This is a genomic window from Paenisporosarcina sp. P4_B8, assembly GCF_056402175.1.
Window position 1 is genome coordinate 271,034 of record NZ_JBFUHX010000001.1, and the last position, 18,669, is coordinate 289,702.

Annotated in this window: 17 protein-coding genes; 16 read left to right on the top strand and 1 reads right to left on the bottom strand. The window is 41.4% G+C overall.

Going from position 1 to position 18,669, the window contains the following annotated elements; translation table 11 throughout:
* The first annotated feature begins 7 nt into the window (after window positions 1-7).
* From AC1DSK_RS01345 to icmF, 14 genes are all read left to right on the top strand, one after another.
* On the top strand, window positions 8-841 hold the full coding sequence (locus AC1DSK_RS01345) for a cobyric acid synthase (protein ID WP_477546269.1): 834 nt from the start codon (window positions 8-10) through the stop codon (window positions 839-841).
* On the top strand, window positions 838-1,593 hold the full coding sequence (cobS, locus tag AC1DSK_RS01350; RefSeq protein ID WP_477546270.1) for an adenosylcobinamide-GDP ribazoletransferase: 756 nt from the start codon (window positions 838-840) through the stop codon (window positions 1,591-1,593). The genes AC1DSK_RS01345 and cobS overlap by 4 nt, the downstream gene beginning before the upstream one ends.
* On the top strand, window positions 1,566-2,174 hold the full coding sequence (locus tag AC1DSK_RS01355; RefSeq protein WP_477546271.1) for a histidine phosphatase family protein: 609 nt from the start codon (window positions 1,566-1,568) through the stop codon (window positions 2,172-2,174). Before cobS ends, AC1DSK_RS01355 begins: the two co-directional genes overlap by 28 nt.
* Window positions 2,114-2,512, top strand: coding sequence for a bifunctional adenosylcobinamide kinase/adenosylcobinamide-phosphate guanylyltransferase (locus AC1DSK_RS01360; protein ID WP_477546272.1), 399 nt, complete (start codon window positions 2,114-2,116; stop codon window positions 2,510-2,512). Before AC1DSK_RS01355 ends, AC1DSK_RS01360 begins: the two co-directional genes overlap by 61 nt.
* Before the next feature lie 32 nt (window positions 2,513-2,544).
* Window positions 2,545-3,135, top strand: coding sequence for a cob(I)yrinic acid a,c-diamide adenosyltransferase (locus tag AC1DSK_RS01365; protein ID WP_477546273.1), 591 nt, complete (start codon window positions 2,545-2,547; stop codon window positions 3,133-3,135).
* Window positions 3,136-3,138: 3 nt separating this feature from the next.
* Window positions 3,139-3,618: an ECF transporter S component gene (locus AC1DSK_RS01370; protein ID WP_477546274.1), complete on the top strand. Its 480-nt coding sequence runs from the start codon at window positions 3,139-3,141 to the stop codon at window positions 3,616-3,618.
* Window positions 3,615-4,295, top strand: a complete 681-nt coding sequence (locus AC1DSK_RS01375; protein WP_477546275.1) for a hypothetical protein — start codon at window positions 3,615-3,617, stop codon at window positions 4,293-4,295. Before AC1DSK_RS01370 ends, AC1DSK_RS01375 begins: the two co-directional genes overlap by 4 nt.
* A gap of 274 nt (window positions 4,296-4,569) precedes the next feature.
* Window positions 4,570-6,717 (top strand): (Fe-S)-binding protein, encoded by a 2,148-nt coding sequence (locus AC1DSK_RS01380; protein ID WP_477546276.1) that lies wholly within the window; start codon window positions 4,570-4,572, stop codon window positions 6,715-6,717.
* A gap of 270 nt (window positions 6,718-6,987) precedes the next feature.
* Window positions 6,988-8,181, top strand: coding sequence for an acetyl-CoA C-acetyltransferase (locus AC1DSK_RS01385; protein WP_477546277.1), 1,194 nt, complete (start codon window positions 6,988-6,990; stop codon window positions 8,179-8,181).
* Window positions 8,182-8,217: 36 nt separating this feature from the next.
* Window positions 8,218-9,069, top strand: a complete 852-nt coding sequence (locus tag AC1DSK_RS01390) for a 3-hydroxybutyryl-CoA dehydrogenase (RefSeq protein WP_477546278.1) — start codon at window positions 8,218-8,220, stop codon at window positions 9,067-9,069.
* A gap of 12 nt (window positions 9,070-9,081) precedes the next feature.
* Entirely contained in the window at window positions 9,082-10,218 is a 1,137-nt protein-coding gene (locus tag AC1DSK_RS01395) for an acyl-CoA dehydrogenase (protein ID WP_477546279.1), read from the top strand.
* Window positions 10,219-10,387: 169 nt separating this feature from the next.
* Complete coding sequence (locus AC1DSK_RS01400; protein WP_477546280.1) at window positions 10,388-11,527, top strand: acyl-CoA dehydrogenase; 1,140 nt, start codon at window positions 10,388-10,390, stop codon at window positions 11,525-11,527.
* 12 nt (window positions 11,528-11,539) lie between these two features.
* Window positions 11,540-12,172, top strand: a complete 633-nt coding sequence (locus tag AC1DSK_RS01405) for a TetR/AcrR family transcriptional regulator (RefSeq protein WP_477546281.1) — start codon at window positions 11,540-11,542, stop codon at window positions 12,170-12,172.
* Entirely contained in the window at window positions 12,169-15,429 is a 3,261-nt protein-coding gene (icmF, locus tag AC1DSK_RS01410; RefSeq protein ID WP_477546282.1) for a fused isobutyryl-CoA mutase/GTPase IcmF, read from the top strand. Before AC1DSK_RS01405 ends, icmF begins: the two co-directional genes overlap by 4 nt.
* 572 nt (window positions 15,430-16,001) lie before the next feature.
* Here icmF and AC1DSK_RS01415 read toward each other — a convergent pair.
* Window positions 16,002-17,489: a hypothetical protein gene (locus tag AC1DSK_RS01415; RefSeq protein ID WP_477546283.1), complete on the bottom strand. Its 1,488-nt coding sequence runs from the start codon at window positions 17,487-17,489 to the stop codon at window positions 16,002-16,004.
* Between the two features lie 403 nt (window positions 17,490-17,892).
* Here AC1DSK_RS01415 and AC1DSK_RS01420 point away from each other — a divergent pair, with 403 nt between their 5' ends.
* Window positions 17,893-18,057, top strand: a complete 165-nt coding sequence (locus AC1DSK_RS01420; RefSeq protein WP_477546284.1) for a hypothetical protein — start codon at window positions 17,893-17,895, stop codon at window positions 18,055-18,057.
* A gap of 66 nt (window positions 18,058-18,123) precedes the next feature.
* On the top strand, window positions 18,124-18,669 hold the full coding sequence (rpoE, locus tag AC1DSK_RS01425) for a DNA-directed RNA polymerase subunit delta (RefSeq protein WP_477546285.1): 546 nt from the start codon (window positions 18,124-18,126) through the stop codon (window positions 18,667-18,669).

An 18,669-nucleotide genomic window follows, 5' to 3' on the forward strand; every position in this document is an offset into this window, starting at 1 on the left:
AATACATATGAACGGTATTATGATACAAGGGACAGCTTCTAACGTCGGAAAGAGCATGATCTGTACAGCACTTTGCCGGTTATTTGCAAATGAGGGTTTTCATGTAGCACCATTTAAATCTCAAAATATGTCGACCTTTTCTACAAAAATAGGTAATGGATTAGAAATCAGTACCGCTCAATTTGCACAGGCAGAAGCGGCAAAAGTTCAACCTCTTCCACAAATGAACCCTATTTTATTAAAGCCCTCTGGACATATGTCTTCTGAAGTATGGTTGTTAGGTGGAAAAGTGGAGGAAATGTCCGGGGTAGCTTATCGTGAATCTTTTTATGATCATGGTTTGACAGTTATCAAACAATCGCTTTCGTTTGTGAGTGAGAACTATGATGTAGTTGTGTTAGAAGGAGCGGGAAGTCCAGTAGAAGTAAACTTAACTGACCGAGAACTTGTCAATATGAAAATCGCTGATTTAGCAGATGTGCCAGTATTGCTTGTTGCTGATATTGAACGTGGTGGAGTTTTTGCAACAATCGTTGGAACTCTGGAATTATTGTCTTCAAATCATCGGAATAGAGTAAAGGGGATCATTATTAATAAGTTTCGTGGAGATAAGGAATTGTTTCAGGAGGGGGTAACATTTATTGAGTCCTACACAAAAATTCCAGTTCTCGGCGTTATTCCATTTATGGATAACCACGAAATTGAAGAGGAAGATTCTTATATTACTCAACATGATTCAATTGCAAACAAGTCTGGTGAAGATAAATATGATGAATGGGCTCTTCATGTTGCATCCCATTTAGATTGGGAAAAAATAAAGAATTTGGTGAAGCTCCCATGATCCACGGGGTATTGCTTGCTCTACAATTTTTTACCATTATCCCAATTAATAAAGAGCTGAATATGAATCGGAACTCAATAACGATGATGTTTGCCACTCTCCCCTGGATAGGGGGAGCATTCGGACTGATCACTTCAATTGTTTGGTTGTATTTTGATGTAAGTCCTCTTTTTTTAGCATTTACCATCGTGTTAATCGGTATTGTGCTTTCAGGTGGACTGCATCTGGATGGATTTGCTGATACGAGTGATGCCTTTTTTTCTTATCGTAACCAAGATAAACGCCATGAAATATTAGACGATCCACGGATAGGTGCTTTTGGCACTATGGCTTTACTATTTCTTATTGTGGGAAAAATCGTATTGCTTGCAGAAATAATTACGCAAAACGGGATGAAGTGGGAGTGGTTAGTGGTTATCCCGTTTTTAGCGAGAGCAACAATGGTTTGCTACTTTCTAATTACACCTGAAGCAAAGGATAAAGGATTGGCAGCTTTCTTTAAAAAACGTTTTCACAGTCAAGCGTTACTCATAGCCATCTGGATCTCGATTGCTATAGCTGTTGGATTTATCGTTATTGTTGGAGGAGATGTGTTAGTTGCCATCACCACTTTAGTTGCACTATTCATTTGTGCACATGCATATAAACTTTGGACGAAAAAACATTTCGGAGGAGTCACGGGAGATGTCTCAGGTGCTTTCGTTGAAGGGATGGAAGTGATATTATGGCTGTTGATTTTCGTCTTACTTTAATACGGCATCTGCCTACCTTAGCGAATGTTGAAAGACGTTACATCGGTTGGAGTGACGAATCAATTAACCAGTTGTCATATGTAGATATTCAAGGGATTTTGTCCCCGGAGATTATTTACGGAAGTGACCTAAAACGGTGCCATCAAACGGCTTCCATTTTTTATCCTAAATCATCCTACCAAAGTTCACCAGATTTTCGTGAGATGTCCTTTGGTGACTGGGAGCTAAAGACTTATGAGGACTTAAAGGAAGATGCCAACTATCAAAAGTGGGTGTCTAATCCAGATGAGATATCCCCTCCAAACGGTGAGTTTTTACACCAGATGGCTACACGCGTTCTAATTGGTCTAAAAAGTATTCCTTGCAATCATCCAGTTGTAGTAACACATGGTGGACCTATTCGTTTTGTGCTCCATAAGTTTGCACCTGATGTGCGTGATTTTTGGTCAAGGGATGTCAAACACGGGGACAAATGGACATTACACTGGGACAGTCGTAAAAGCTTTGAGGAGGAAAGAAGATGCAAGTCTATATCGGTGGAGCGTATAACGGCAAGCGAGCGTATGTCAGACAACTCGTAGTTGAACAAGAAGTGCAATGGATTGAATGTGCAGATAATAAGGACTTGCCAAAAGCGAATGCTCAGACAGTCGTTCTTGCTGGGGTGGAAGCTTTTGTTGAGCATCATATAAACAATCCAGAAGAACGGGTAATTCAAGATTTCATGAAAACATTAAATACATATCGCGCACAAAGTGATGTCATAGTGATTGTGACAGAAAACGGACGTGGAATAGTACCAATCGAAGCCGAAACACGTGAACTTCGAGATCGATGTGGCAGGTTATGCCAACAGATTTTCAAGGAAGCAACAAACGTTACACGTATTTGGTATGGCTTAACAGAATCATTAAAATAGCTCTTTAAATCACTTCAAGGGGGACAATCAAGTTGAGAATATATACTCGAACTGGAGACAAAGGACAAACAAGTTTAATAGGGGCACGCGCAGATAAAGATGATCCACGAGTTGAAACTTATGGAACAATTGATGAAGTGAATTCGTTTATTGGCAAAGCAATGACAGAACTAGATCCAACCATTTTCAAGGACTTGCTTACAGACTTAGAAGCAATTCAAAATGAATTATTCGATTGTGGCGGAGATTTAGCAAACGTCAAGCCAAATCGAACATATAAAATGACACAAGAGCCAGTAGAAGTATTAGAGAAACGAATTGATGAACTAATGGAAGAACCGCCAATGCTCGAACGATTTATTTTACCAGGAGGATCTCCAGCTGCCGCAACTCTGCATATCGCGAGAACTGTAACACGTCGTGCTGAAAGACAAATGGTGACATTGATGAAAGTAGAAGAAGACATACCTAATGTAGTGCAACGTTATTTGAATCGCTTGTCAGACTATTTATTTGCTGCTTCACGAGTAGCCAACTCTCGGGTCAACGTACCAGACAACGAATACGTGCGTTCTGCAAAAGTTTTTAGAAATGGTGGACGAGCGAAAAAAGTGGAGGAATAATCGATGAATGTTCGTTTAATAACAGTAACCGCTATGGTTGCAACTTTATGTGCGATTGGTGCGCTCGTCAAATTACCTGTGGGAATCGGTTCGGCAGCTTTAGACGCAGTGCCTGCTTTAGTTTCCATTGCAATTTTACCACCTGTATTTTCAGGAATAGCTGCTTCGGTCGGTCATTTAGTGTCTGCTTTATCAATAGGAATGCCATTAGGACCATTTCATGCATTAATTGCAGTAGAAATGTTTGGGATACTGTGGATTTTTGCAGTTCTTCATCAAAAAGGATGGGTTAGATGGAAATGGCTTTTTTTCATTTTAGCTAATAGCGTAATTGCTCCGCTACCATTTTACTTTTTGATTAGTCCTGCTTTTTTCTATGGAGCTGTGCCATCATTATTACTTGCTTCATGTTTAAATGCAGTCATTGCATTTTTATTAGAACCAGTAATGAAGCGACTATACCAGAGAGTCGTTGTTAAATGAGAAATGCGCTGAAATTGGCTAACGGATTTGTCGTTACAACTGATAACTCTGGAGGTATAGGTGAAAAACAAGCCGATCTTGTATTTGCACCAAATGATGTCGTCAGTTATTTTGCAGCTCGTGTAGCATTACTCGAACAGTGGGCTGCAAATGCCCAAGTGGAATCTGTAATTATCCACAACTTTTCAGGTGAAGCTGCATGGCAAGGTTATGTTCAAGGTGTTAATCGAATCCTGAAAGACTTAGATTTAGAGCGTATTTTAGTAACAGGCAGTAGTGAAACCAATATGGACCTTTTACAATCCGCTATGTCAGTTACAATGATTGGTCATTGCAGAGAAGTTTTTAAGAGTGATGTTACTTGGTTTATTTATGGCCAACCCTTTGTGGGTAATGAAGTACTTGAGAATTCTAAAGTCATAGCTGACTTGAAAAAAGTGAAGTTAGCAATAGATGATGGTTTTGTGACGTCTATCTGGCCAGTCGGATCAAAAGGGATTCAGGAAGAGGTCAGGATTCTGTTTGCCAATGATAAACTATTTGTTCATTCGGATGTTGATGTCAAAAAGTCAGCCGGACCTTGTACTGTCGTTTTAGTTGGTGTCAAAAAAGAATCAATCGAGCGAGCATCAATTCATTTTGGTAATGAATTGAGAGAATTAACGATAAAGCATTAATCCTTCAGACACAGCTGAAGGATTTTTTTCTTTCCAGTTTTTCGCAAGAGAAAGCTAAGAAATAGCTACTTTGTATGTTCTGCTAATGAATGGTGACACCTCATTTTTAGATTTGGAGGATATTCATTTCACTGAAAACTTCTAATATTTCCTATTGACTGAATGCTCATTCAGTTTTAAACTGTAACTTAACATCGACAATAATCCATCAATCTACTAAACTATGTCATTAGAAAGATTAACTATTGTTTAACAAAGGGAAGGGGAGAGAGCGATGAACCCGTTATTAATTGCAAACTGGTTTTTATTCTTAGTTGTAACCGCTTACGCAGTTGGTCTTTTTACTTATTTGCTGAAGACACGCTATGAATACATCAAACTCGGCAAGAAAGAGGAGTTTGAAGATAACTTCAAAGAGCGTATGCGAAAAATCATGGTCAATGTATTTGGTCAAAAGAAATTATTGAAGGATAAGAAAAGCGGAATCATCCATGTGATGTTCTTCTACGGATTTCTTCTTGTACAATTTGGGGCAATCGATTTCATCTGGAAAGGCTTGAAGCCTGGGTCACATTTACCTTTAGGGCCATTGTATCCTGCATTCACATTCTTCCAGGAAATCGTCACACTGATGATTCTTGTTGCGGTCGTGTGGGCATTCTACCGTCGCTACATAGAAAAATTGGTGCGTTTGAAACGTGGATGGAAATCAGGACTAGTTCTTATATTCATCGGCGGTTTGATGGTTTCCGTATTAGTCGGAAACGGCATGGGTATGATCTGGCATGATCACGCAGCGACATGGGCGGAGCCAGTTGCATCTTCTATCGCAACTATTTTTGGATTCCTGCCTGAAACAGCTGCCATTACGATTTTCTATATCATGTGGTGGGTTCACTTGCTATTCCTGCTTACATTCTTAGTGTACGTGCCTCAATCGAAGCATTTCCACTTGATTACAGGACCTGCAAATACGTACTTCAACCGTACGGATAACGTCGGAAAACTTCGTCCAATTAATTTTGAAGAAGCTGAAGATGAAGAATCGGAAGAGGAAGCGTCATTCGGTGTTGGTAAAATTCAAGACTTATCACAAAAGCAGTTGATCGACTTATATGCTTGTGTAGAATGTGGACGTTGTACGAATATGTGTCCAGCTACAGGAACAGGCAAAATGCTTTCACCGATGGACTTAATTACAAAACTACGTAACCATTTAACAAATACAGGTGCTGTATTGACGCAACAAAAACCATGGGTTCCTGCAATGGCCTTCGCCAATACGCAAGGAAATCAATTGGCAGTGGCAGCTCGTGTGGATGGAGCAGTCATCGAAGATATTTATAACCCGGCATTGATCGGGGACGTTATTACAGAAGAAGAGCTTTGGGCGTGTACTACTTGTCGTAACTGTGAAGACCAATGTCCAGTTATGATCGAACACGTATCGCACATCATTGACCTTCGCCGTTACTTAGTCATGACAGAAGGCCGTATGGACGGAGATGCTCAACGTGCGATGACAAACATCGAACGCCAAGGAAATCCATGGGGGCTTAACCGTAAAGAAAAAGAAAACTGGCGTGAAGCACGTCCAGACGTGCACATTCCAACAGTGAAAGAAGTTTCTAAAGCTGGCGAAGAATTTGAATACTTGTTCTGGGTGGGCTCGATGGGTTCATTTGACAACCGTTCACAAAAAATCGCCTTGGCCTTCGCTCGTTTAATGAACGAAGCAGGCGTGAAATTCGCTATTCTAGGAAACAAAGAAAAGAACTCTGGCGATACACCACGTCGTTTAGGAAATGAATTCTTATTCCAGGAACTTGCTGGATCAAATATTTCCGAGTTCGAAAAAGCAGGCGTAACGAAGATTGTCACAATCGATCCGCATGCATACAATATCTTTAAAAACGAATACCCAGACTTCGGATGGAATGGAGAAGTCCTTCACCATACTGAAATGTTGTTTGATTTAGTACAACAAGGACGCTTGAAACCTCAACATGCTATCAATGAAACGATCACGTTCCACGATTCATGTTACTTAGGCCGCTACAATGATGTCTACGATCCACCACGTGAAATCTTGCGTGCAATACCAGGCGTGAAGCTTGTGGAAATGGAACGTAATCGCGAAACAGGTATGTGCTGTGGAGCAGGAGGCGGCATGATGTGGATGGAAGAACATGTTGGTAATCGTGTAAACGTTGCACGAACAGAGCAAGCAATTGCCGTCAACCCAACCATGATTTCATCCGGATGTCCTTACTGCTTAACAATGCTATCCGATGGAACGAAAGCTAAAGAAGTAGAAGAAACAGTAGGCACATACGACATCGCCGAATTACTAGAACGTTCTGTACTTGGAGACTACATGCCTCCAGTAGAAGTGGAAGAAGAAGAACCAATCCTTCAATAGATTGATAAATTAGTAAATATTCGATACAATAAAATCAAAGAGGGAGTCGTAGCACTCCCTTTTTGTTTGAAGTAAAGTCGAGCGAGCGTTCAGTCAATAAAAAACTCGAAGAGTTTTTTATTTGCGACGATATCCAGAAAAAGCCGAATGGACAGAAACTCATCACGAATGGACGAAACCAAAAATAACCAACAGATCCACACAATAAATTATCGCAATTCTTTAAAAAAACAAAACTGTAAGCGTATACATTCAAAGGAGGCAACAATCATGACAAAAACAGTTATTTTAGATGGCGCACGTACAGCATTCGGGAAAATGGGAGGCGCACTCGCTTCACTTACTGCAAGCGATTTAGGTGGAGTAGCCATCAAAGAAGCATTGAACCGTGCAGGCGTTGCACCAGAATCAGTGGATGAAGTCATCATGGGTACGGTTTTGCAAGCTGGGCAAGGGCAAATTCCTTCTCGTCAGGCAGCTACAAAAGCAGGCCTTCCTTGGAGCGTTAAAACAGAAACAATCAACAAAGTGTGTGCATCAGGTATGCGCGCAGTAACGTTAGCAGATCAATTAATCCGTTTAGGTGAAGAAGAAACAATCGTTGCAGGCGGCATGGAATCCATGTCAAACGCTCCGTATTATTTGCCTAAAGGTCGATTTGGGTTACGCATGGGCGATGCACAAATGGTAGACGGCATGATATATGACGGACTTTCATGTTCATTCAACCCGAAGCGTGTACACATGGGCACCTACGGCAATACAACAGCTGAGCAATTCGAGTTGTCTCGCGAAGCGCAAGATGCATGGTCATTCCGCAGTCATGATTTAGCGTTGAAAGCAATCGACAACGGAACATTCGCTGAAGAAATTACGCCAGTGGAAGTTCCACAACGTAAAGGTGACACGTTGAAAATTGAACAAGACGAAGCACCCCGTCGTGATACATCAGTCGACTCTTTATCAAAATTAAAACCGGTATTTGGCAAAGAGGGTAGCATCACAGCAGGTAACGCACCTGGCGTAAATGATGGAGCTGCGGCACTTGTGTTGATGAGCGAAGATAAAGCGAAGGCGGAAGGCAAGACACCTCTTGCTTACGTCATAGGTCACGCGGAAGTTGCAATTGAGCCAGAAAACTTCCCACAAACACCGGGTCTTGTTATCAATGCAATCTTAGAAAAAACAGGCAAATCAATAGAAGACATAGACTTGTTCGAAATCAACGAAGCATTTGCAGCAGTAGCTTTGGCATCTTCACAAATCGCGAACCTGGATGAAACGAAAGTCAATGTAAATGGTGGAGCAGTAGCACTTGGACACCCAATCGGAGCGAGTGGAGCTCGTATTATCTTAACTTTGGCTTACGAGTTGAAACGCCGCGGTGGCGGAATCGGAATCGCAGCTATTTGTTCTGGTGGCGGTCAAGGCGATGCCATCATGATTGAAGTTCCTAAAGCTTAATTTAAACAGTGTGAACGTATAGAGGAGGACAACAAGATGACAATTCAAAAAGTACTCGTAATCGGAGCAGGTCAAATGGGGTCAGGAATTGCACAAGTGTGTGCACAAGCTGGCTTCGACGTAAAACTGAATGACATGAAAGAAGAATTTTTCCAACGCGGTCTTATGACAATCACGAAGAACTTATCACGTAATGTTGAAAAAGGACGCATGACAGAAGGTGAGAAGGAGCAAGTACTTTCTCGTATCACAAAGTCACTAGACTTAAATGATGCATCGGACGTTGATTTAGTGATTGAAGCGGCGGTCGAAAACATGGAAATCAAACAAAAGATTTTCAAACAACTTGATGAAATTACACCGAAGCATGCAATTTTGGCTTCAAATACATCATCCCTACCAATCACGGAAATCGCTGCAGCGACAAACCGTCCGGCACAAGTAATCGGTATGCACTTCATGAATCCGGTACCAGTTATGAAACTGGTTGAAATCATTCGTGGACTTGCAACTACGGACGAAGTTTACACAAGCATTGAGGAAATGACGAAAAAACTCAATAAAGTGCCTGTTGAAGTAAACGACTTCCCAGGATTCGTTTCTAACCGCATTCTTATGCCAATGATCAACGAAGCGATTTATACATTGTACGAAGGTGTGGCTACGAAAGAAGCCATTGACGATGTCATGAAACTTGGAATGAATCATCCAATGGGACCTCTGCAATTAGCTGATTTCATTGGTCTTGATACTTGTTTGTACATTATGGAAATCCTGCATGACGGCTTCGGCGACAGTAAATATCGTCCGTGTCCATTGCTTCGAAAATATGTAAAAGCTGGCTGGTTAGGTAAGAAAACAGGTCGCGGTTTTTACGAGTACGAATAGGGGGTTTCATCAATGGAATTGAAATTTACAGAAGAACAATTAATGATGCGCAATATGGTACGTGACTTTGCAAAAACGGAAATCCAACCATTCATTGAAAGAATGGAACAAGGTGAATTTCCACGTGAAGTTTTAAATAAAATGGCGGAGTTAGGCTTGATGGGAATCACCATTCCAGAACAGTACGGTGGATCTGAAATGGACTTTACAAGCTACATAATTGCGATTCATGAATTATCAAAAGTGAGTGCTGTAATTGGCGTTATCTTATCAGTTCATACATCTGTTGGGACGAATCCGATTTTGTATTTCGGTAACGAAGAGCAAAAACAAAAGTATATTCCGAAATTAGCGGCTGGAGAATATTTAGGAGCATTTTGCTTAACTGAACCATCAGCAGGATCAGACGTAGGCTCTATGAAAACAAAAGCAGTTAAAGATGGGGAACATTATAAAATTAACGGTTCAAAAGTTTTCATCACAAACGGTGGAGAAGCTGACGTTTATATTGTGTTTGCTTCAACGGATGCGACGCAAGGTTCAAGAGGGATATCTGCTTTCATCGTCGATAAAGACACACCGGGCTTGATTATCGGTAAAGATGAACACAAAATGGGCTTGCACGGCTCACGTACAGTTCAGCTAACATTTGAAGATATGAGAGTTCCGGTTGAAAACTTATTAGGTCAAGAAGGCGAAGGCTTTAAAATTGCCTTGGCAAACTTGGATGTCGGTCGAATCGGTATCGCAGCACAGGCATTAGGGATTGCGGAAGCAGCATATGAGGCTGCAGTTGGATATGCAAAAGAGCGCGTTCAATTTGGTAAACCGATAGCAGCACAACAAGGCGTTGGATTTAAATTAGCTGATATGGCAACAGCTGTTGAAGCTTCAAAACTACTTGTCTATCGCGCAGCAGATTTACGTTCACGCGGCATAAATTGTGGAAAAGAAGCGTCAATGGCAAAACTATTCGCTTCTAAAACCGCAGTGGAAACATCCATCGAAGCAGTTCAAGTATTTGGTGGTTATGGCTACACAGAAGACTATCCAGTAGAACGCTATTTCCGTGACGCAAAAGTAACCGAAATTTACGAAGGCACATCTGAAATCCAGCGACTAGTAATCGGGAAGCACTTACTGAAATAAAGACTACTAAAATATTGGCGATTATTTTGTTGATAGTAAAGGAATCTACGACAAGCTTGTGCTCCTGCGGTTACTAGTCGGAAAGGGAGCAGATTCCCTCGTTTTGATAAAAAATCAACTTATAGTTAACAAATCTTATATATTAATTTCACGAAAAGGGGAATAGAAAATGAACTTCAAACTAACAGAAGAACATGAAATGATTCGTAAAATGGTGCGTGACTTCGCGACGAAAGAAGTAGCACCAACTGCTGCAGAGCGTGATGAAGAAGAACGCTTTGACCGTGAGATTTTCGACAAAATGGCTGAGCTTGGATTAACAGGGATTCCTTGGCCTGAAGAGTACGGCGGAATCGGTTCGGATTACCTTGCTTACTGTATCGCTGTTGAAGAACTTTCACGAGTTTGTGCATCAACGGGTGTAACGCTTTCAGCTCATACATCTTTAGCTGGATGGCCGATTTTCAAATACGGTAACGAAGAACAAAAACAAAAATACCTTCGTCCAATGGCTGAAGGAACAAAAATTGGCGGCTACGGTTTAACAGAAGCTGGTTCAGGTTCTGATGCTGGCGGCATGAAAACAACCGCTAAACTCGATGGCGATCACTATGTGTTGAATGGTTCGAAAATCTTCATCACAAACGGTGGAATTGCTGACATTTATGTAGTATTTGCTGTGACGGATCCAACTTCAAAACATAAAGGTACAAGTGCATTCATCGTTGAAGCTGATTTCGAAGGCTTCTCAGTTGGGAAGAAAGAAAAGAAACTCGGCATCCGTTCATCACCAACAACGGAAATCATTTTCGACAACTGCCGCATCCCGAAAGAAAACTTGCTAGGTGAAGAAGGCGAAGGATTCATCATCGCAATGAAGACGCTTGATGGCGGACGTAACGGAATTGCAGCACAAGCTGTAGGTATCGCTCAAGGTGCACTCGACGCTTCAGTAGAATATGCGAAAGAACGCGTTCAATTCGGTAAACCAATCGCAGCGAACCAAGGGGTATCTTTCAAATTGGCTGACATGGCAACATCAATCGAAGCTTCACGTTTATTGACGTACCAAGCAGCTTGGTTGGAATCAAACGGTCATTCGTATGGGAAAGAATCAGCGATGGCGAAATTAATGGCAGGGGATACAGCGATGAAAGTAACAGTGGAAGCTGTTCAAGTATTCGGTGGCTACGGATATACGAAAGACTATCCAGTGGAACGTTACATGCGCGACGCGAAAATCACACAAATCTACGAGGGAACTCAAGAAATTCAACGTCTTGTTATTTCTCGTATGTTGACGAAGTAAGTCGTGACGCAAATGAAGCCCAAGCGCGAAGTCCAGTCGTCCGTGAAAGATGAAAGCCTAATTTCTAAACGCCGGAATCAAATGATTCATGGAGCTGTCGCGCTCTTTAAACAAAAGGGCTTTCATCGCACCACGACTCGTGAAATCGCAAAAGAAGCAGGATTCAGCATCGGCACACTTTATGAATACATCCGTACGAAAGAAGACGTGTTGTATTTAGTGTGTGATAGCATTTACGAAAAAGTGCAGGAACGTCTTACAGCTTTTCCAACGCAAGCCGGTACACTGGATGGCTTGAAAACAGCCATCCGTCACTATTACTTGCTTATTGATGAAATGCAGGATGAATTCATGGTTATGTACCAGGAATCAAAATCTCTGCCAAAAGATGCACTGCAATATGTATTGAAAAAAGAACTCGAGATGGTGGCCATCTTTGAAGACATCCTTCACGCTTGCCGCAAATCAGGGGAACTTCAACTGTCTCAAGATGCCGTGAAATTGGCAGCGCACCATATCGTGGTTCAAGGTCAGATGTGGTCTTTCAGACGTTGGGCTCACCGTGATCTTACCATCGAACAGTTCATTGATCAGCAAACAACATTTTTCTTACAAGGGATACAAGGGAATGGGGGAACAGCATGACAGCAACAGTGGAAATTTATCGTCCAAAAAACCACGTACGTTTCGTGACGGCTTCAAGTCTATTTGATGGGCATGATGCGTCAATCAACATTATGCGTCGCATCCTACAATCAACAGGTGCTGAAGTCATTCATTTAGGGCACAACCGCTCGGTGGAAGAAGTCGTGAACGCAGCAATTCAAGAAGATGCGCACGGTATTGCGATTTCATCTTATCAAGGTGGACATGTTGAATATTTTAAATACATGTACGATTTACTTGCTGAAAGAGGAGCTCCACATATCCGCATTTACGGCGGTGGTGGTGGTGTAATCATTCCAAAAGAAATCAAGGAACTTCATGATTACGGCATCGCGTGGATTTTCTCACCAGAAGACGGCCGAACACTAGGTCTTCAAGGTATGATCAATCGCATGGTAGAAGACTGTGATAAAGCTGTTGAAGCAAAGAACGCTGTAGAGCAATTGGCTCAAGTGGATACAGACCATCCTGAAGTGTTGGCACATTTAATCAGTGTGGCAGAAGATGGCGCAAACAACGAAAATGCGGAAGCAAAAGCATTAGTAGAAAAAGCGCGCGGACTTTCTAAAGGAACGCCAGTACTCGGGATCACAGGTACAGGTGGAGCTGGTAAATCTTCTTTGACGGATGAATTGATTCGTCGTTTCTTATCGGAATTACCGGATAAAAAAATTGCGGTTCTATCTATTGATCCGACAAAACAAAAAACAGGTGGGGCATTGCTTGGCGACCGTATTCGTATGAATGCAATCTTCAACAAACGTGTCTTCATGCGGAGTTTGGCAACACGTGGTTCTCGTACTGAATTATCAGGTGCCATTGGCGACGTACTGGATGTTGTCAGAGTGGCTGGCTACGATTTAATCATCGTGGAAACGAGTGGAATCGGGCAAGGGGATGCAGAAATCACAAACGTAGCAGACGTTTCTATGTACGTCATGACAAGTGAATTCGGAGCTCCTTCTCAACTTGAAAAAATCGATATGATTGATTACGCTGACTTGATTGTCATCAATAAATACGAGCGCAAAGGTTCTGAAGACGCGCTTCGCCAAGTACAAAAACAATATCAACGTAGCCGCGGCTTATGGGATGCTAGTATTGATACAATGCCTGTTTACGGCACGATTGCTAGTCAATTCAACGATAAAGGCACGAACTCATTATTCGCAGCTTTAGTGTCACGCGTAAATGAAGTTTGCGGAACGAACTGGGAAACGTCGTATGAGCAATTTGTGAAAACGCAAAAGCAAAACGTTATTATTCCGAATGACCGTCGTTACTACTTGCGCGAAATCACGGATGCGGTACGTGGCTACCACAAAAAGTCCGATCAACAAGTGGAATTTGCACGTCGTTTGTTCCAATTAGAAGGTGCGATTGTAGCGGTTAACGAAAAAGCACCGAACGATGCATTAGTCGAGTCATTGACTTCACTTGCGCAAGGCGTTCGCGACGAATTGACTGCGGAATCAAAACGCATTTTAGACAACTGGAAAGCGCTCAAAGAAGCATATGCTGGTGATGAATTCGTTACTCAAGTACGTGACAAAGAAATCCGTACGATCTTACGTACAGAAAGCCTTAGTGGTCTGAAAATTCCGAAAGTCGTATTGCCGAAGTTCATGGATTACGGTGAAATTTTACGCTGGGTTTATAAAGAAAACGTACCAGGTTCATTCCCATATACAGCGGGCGTATTCCCATTCAAACGTGAAGGGGAAGATCCAAAACGTCAGTTTGCTGGTGAAGGAACACCGGAACGTACAAACCGCCGTTTCCATTACTTATCAAAAGATGACGATGCGAAACGTTTATCAACAGCTTTCGATTCGGTAACTCTTTACGGAGAAGACCCAGATGAGCGTCCGGATATTTTCGGGAAAGTCGGAGAATCAGGCGTTAGTATTTGTACACTAGATGATATGAAGAAACTATACGATGGCTTTGATTTATGCGCACCTTCTACTTCTGTGTCAATGACAATCAATGGACCTGCTCCAATCATTTTGGCGATGTTCATGAACACGGCAATTGACCAGCAAGTGAAGTTGAACGAAGAAAAATTGGGTCGTACGCTAACGGTTGAAGAATTCACCGAAGTACGTGAAAAAACAATGCAAGTCGTTCGTGGGACTGTTCAAGCGGATATTTTAAAAGAAGACCAAGGGCAAAATACATGTATTTTCTCAACGGAATTCGCACTTCGCATGATGGGCGATATCCAACAGTACTTTATCGATTCAAAAGTACGCAATTATTATTCTGTATCGATTTCTGGCTACCATATTGCAGAAGCTGGAGCGAACCCGATTTCGCAATTGGCGTTTACGCTTGCAAACGGCTTCACATATGTTGAGTATTACTTGAGCCGCGGAATGAACATTGATGATTTCGCACCAAACTTATCATTCTTCTTCTCGAATGGTTTGGATCCTGAATATACAGTAATCGGCCGTGTGGCTCGTCGTATTTGGGCAGTTGTAATGCGTGATAAATACGGTGCCAATGACCGTAGTCAAAAATTGAAGTACCATGTACAAACTTCAGGTCGAAGCTTGCATGCACAAGAAATCGATTTCAACGATATCCGTACAACACTTCAAGCATTGATGGCGTTGCAGGATAACTGTAACTCACTTCACACAAATGCTTATGACGAAGCGATTACAACACCAACGGAAGAATCTGTTCGTCGTGCAATGGCGATTCAAATGATCATTACAAAAGAACACGGTCTTGCGAAAAATGAAAACCCGCTACAAGGTGCATTTATTATTGAAGAAATGACCGACTTAGTGGAAGAAGCGGTACTTTCTGAATTTGATCGAATCAACGATCGTGGTGGCGTACTTGGTGCCATGGAAACACAGTACCAACGTGGAAAAATCCAGGAAGAATCCATGCATTACGAAATGCTGAAACATACGGGAGAACTACCGATTATCGGTGTGAACACATACTTGAACCCAAACCCGCCGTCAGCGGAAAGCATTGACAACATGGAAATTGCCCGTGCAACAACAGAGGAAAAAGAAACGCAAATTCTCAACTTGCGTGCCTTCCAAAAACTCAATTCTGCAGAAGCAGAAGCTGCGCTGAAACGCCTGAAAGAAGTAGCAGTAACAGGCGGCAACATCTTCGAACAGCTGATGGACACAGTAAAAGTGGCCTCACTTGGTCAAATTACTAATGCTTTATACGAAGTAGGCGGACAATACCGTCGTAATATGTAAACCGAAACAAGCGACCCACATTGGTGGGTCGCTTTTCTGTTTGGGAATATGAAGAATAGGGTGTTACGGCGACCCAACAGGAGCGCAGCGAAAAAAACCATAAATTCTTAAACCTGAATGGGAGCCATTTCGCTAAATCGCTGCATTGGCTCTTTTCTGTGAGAGAAGGGTCCTATACGTTTCTCCAAGTTTACTAGGAAGTGAGACGTGTTTGAGCGATAAACTCTTCAGTTTGATTGATAAATTTCTAGTCTGGGCGATAAATCGCTAATTTGAGCCATAAACAACACAGTTTGAGCGATAAATTTTTCACAAACTAAAAAGACCGCACAAAACCGTTTCACTCCCAAGTATACTAGCTGTAAGAAATCACTTCTTTCAAACAGGAGCGCAGCGAAAACAAAACCATTAATCTTTTAGACCTGAATGGGAGCCATTTCGCTAAATCGCTGCATTGGCTCTTTTCTGTGACAGAAGCTTGCTATATATGAAATCCCGCCGTGGCACAACGCCAGGGAAGCGGGATTTTCATTTAACTCGTATAAATCATACCTATAACCATCGCCTATAACCTATAAAAAATACGGGCCGATCAGGAAGAATAAAATCATGAAATTAACTGCTGTCGTATACAATATCAGCGTATTACCATTGTCTTCCGATACTTTTGTACGCGAAAGGAAAACTGGCAATAAACATACTATTCCTGCCACAATAATTACTGCCGATACTTGCCAGAGCTCCGTTAAATAAGGAGCTTTCTGAACGATTTTTTCCGGATTGAAGACGGTTGCGAACAAGACAAGTTGGCTGACAACCAAAGCGACTGTATTCACTAATAAGGCTATGAAGTAGGCATTGGATCTACGCAATTTATGAAGTAAAGCAAGTGCGCCATAGCCAATACTTAGTGCCGGAACAAGCCAGGCGAAAGACAGCAACATCATCACGAAGCCGTTAAACAAGATCGTTAACATGGCATAAAGTGCTTCTTTATTGTCGCCTTCCAGACCGTCTAAACTCTGTGCACGTTTTTCTTCCGTAGTTGAAGAATACATGAGTTTTTGGACGGTTCCGTTTGACTGGAAATAAGCAAGGGTATCTACATTAAGTAAGATTGGATTGGTATAAAGATCTCCAATTTTCGTTGCAGCTGCCGCTTCAATGCGTTCATTGTCAGCAAGTCCAACATAAGCCTGATTCACTTTTTTGCCAGTTGAATCATAATGCGAAGCGGTGAAAGAAATATATGTATCGGCTTCGGTCAGAAAAATACTTGGAAAACGGACATCTGTTAGTTTGATTCCGGTATTCTTATCGAAAAAAGCAAGTTGTGAGAAAGAAGGCGTCTCTTGCTCCGTTAACTCAAACGTGGCCGTTCTTATAGACTTTTGTCGAGAACCACCGGAATTGATTTCTATATCCAACAGCATACCGAAAAGATTGTTTGGCTTCGAGAAAAGCGTCATCGATTGTATGATTTCACTTGAATTCGTGGTGAACTGGAACAATTCTTCCAATTCACTGCCAGCTTCGTAAAGCGTGAACCGGTTAGTGAGAACGTCACGAGTCACGATGAAAATATGATCATCCAAAACTTTGACTGTGAAAACTGGCTTCTCAGTGGTGAAAGGCATCACCGCACCATCACCTTGCTGAACGAACACTTTTTGATCAGTTGTCCAATAAACAAGCGTATCGTCGGACTTTGTGAAATCCTCAATCTGGTCAGCAATCATTTCATTATTACCGTATTCAGTAGAGTAGATTAGCGAATCTTCAACGATAGTATAAGAAGTTTTACCATCGCTCCATGTATTTTTCTTGGCATTTAAATCTGAATTCGACCATGCCTTCTCACAATCCATAGTCAATGAACATTCATATAAATCCAGTTGTCTAAAATTAAGCAAGCTGACTGCATAGCCATTTTCAGTCGGTACACTTTGAAGCTTTATATAATCACTTGCCTGTTCATCAGTAGGAAATGATCGGCTCCATTCAGGAGAAGGTGGCGCTTTTTGCTCATTCAAGTTAACCCAGTATTGGGAACCTATCAATAGGAGTAGGAGTCCTAAGGTGTATAATTTGAGTTTTCTGGTCATCATAGGGTCCTTTGCATCAAAGATGTATTTCCTACTAGTATGGCATAGTTTTCCAATCGGATAAATATTAACAATTGGGCTTATTCGAAAAATATAACTATTTATCATACATTTGCGCTAGAGCCGCAGGTTACGTATGAGCCAACTAGTAAGAAAATGCATAATTGTGAGTCTCATGAACATAAACTCTTTTTTAAAGGTAATGTTATATGAGAGCCGTTTTCCACTCTTATTAAAAAAGTACAAATAAAAGTTTACAATTCCAAAATTAAAAATATTCATAAATCCCATTTTAAAAAGATAAACTTATTAACTTAATTGGGTATAATAGAACAAGAGGAATAGGGAGGATGTCACAATGAAAAAAAGCATACATATTGTCGTGATTTTGGCATGCCTTATCGGGACATTTTTCTTGTATAACAAGCAAATGGGGTCGATTCCCTTACTGATATTATCGATTTACTTGTTTTATTACGGGTGGAATAAGATAAGGGAAACAAAAAACAACAAATCACGGTAGCATATTTCAATGAGGTTTGTATATAATGGTTATTATGCCAACGTATGTAGAAAGGACGTGCACGATTTGAAATTTCGTGAAATGACAACAGAACAACTAAGTGAAGAATCGTTTATCGATTTGGGATATGCAATATTGGAAGAAAAACACGAATCTCTGACTTTACAAGAATTACTAGATGAAATCAAAAAATTAAATAAATTTACTGAAGCTCAAATGAAAGAACGTATGCTTCAGTACTATACAGATATGAACATCGATGGTCGCTTCCTGGCGATTTCTGAAAACCGTTGGGGTCTACGCGAGTGGTACCCTGTTGAACAAATTGAAGAAGAAACAGCACCTACTGTAAAAGTTCGCAAGAAAAAAGCAAAAGCTGATGTGGATGAAGATGATCTTGAAGATGATTCAGATGATGATGAAATCGCATTCGAAGAGGACTTCGATGAATTTGTTGAAGACGTAGATGGCGAAGAAGAAGACTTCGACTTGGACGAGGACGACGATGAAGAAGAAATCGAAGAAGTGGCTGCTGAAGAACTTCTTGATACAGACGATGAATTTGAAATCGTGGACGAAGATGATGAGGAAGAAGAAGAAGAAGAAGTATAA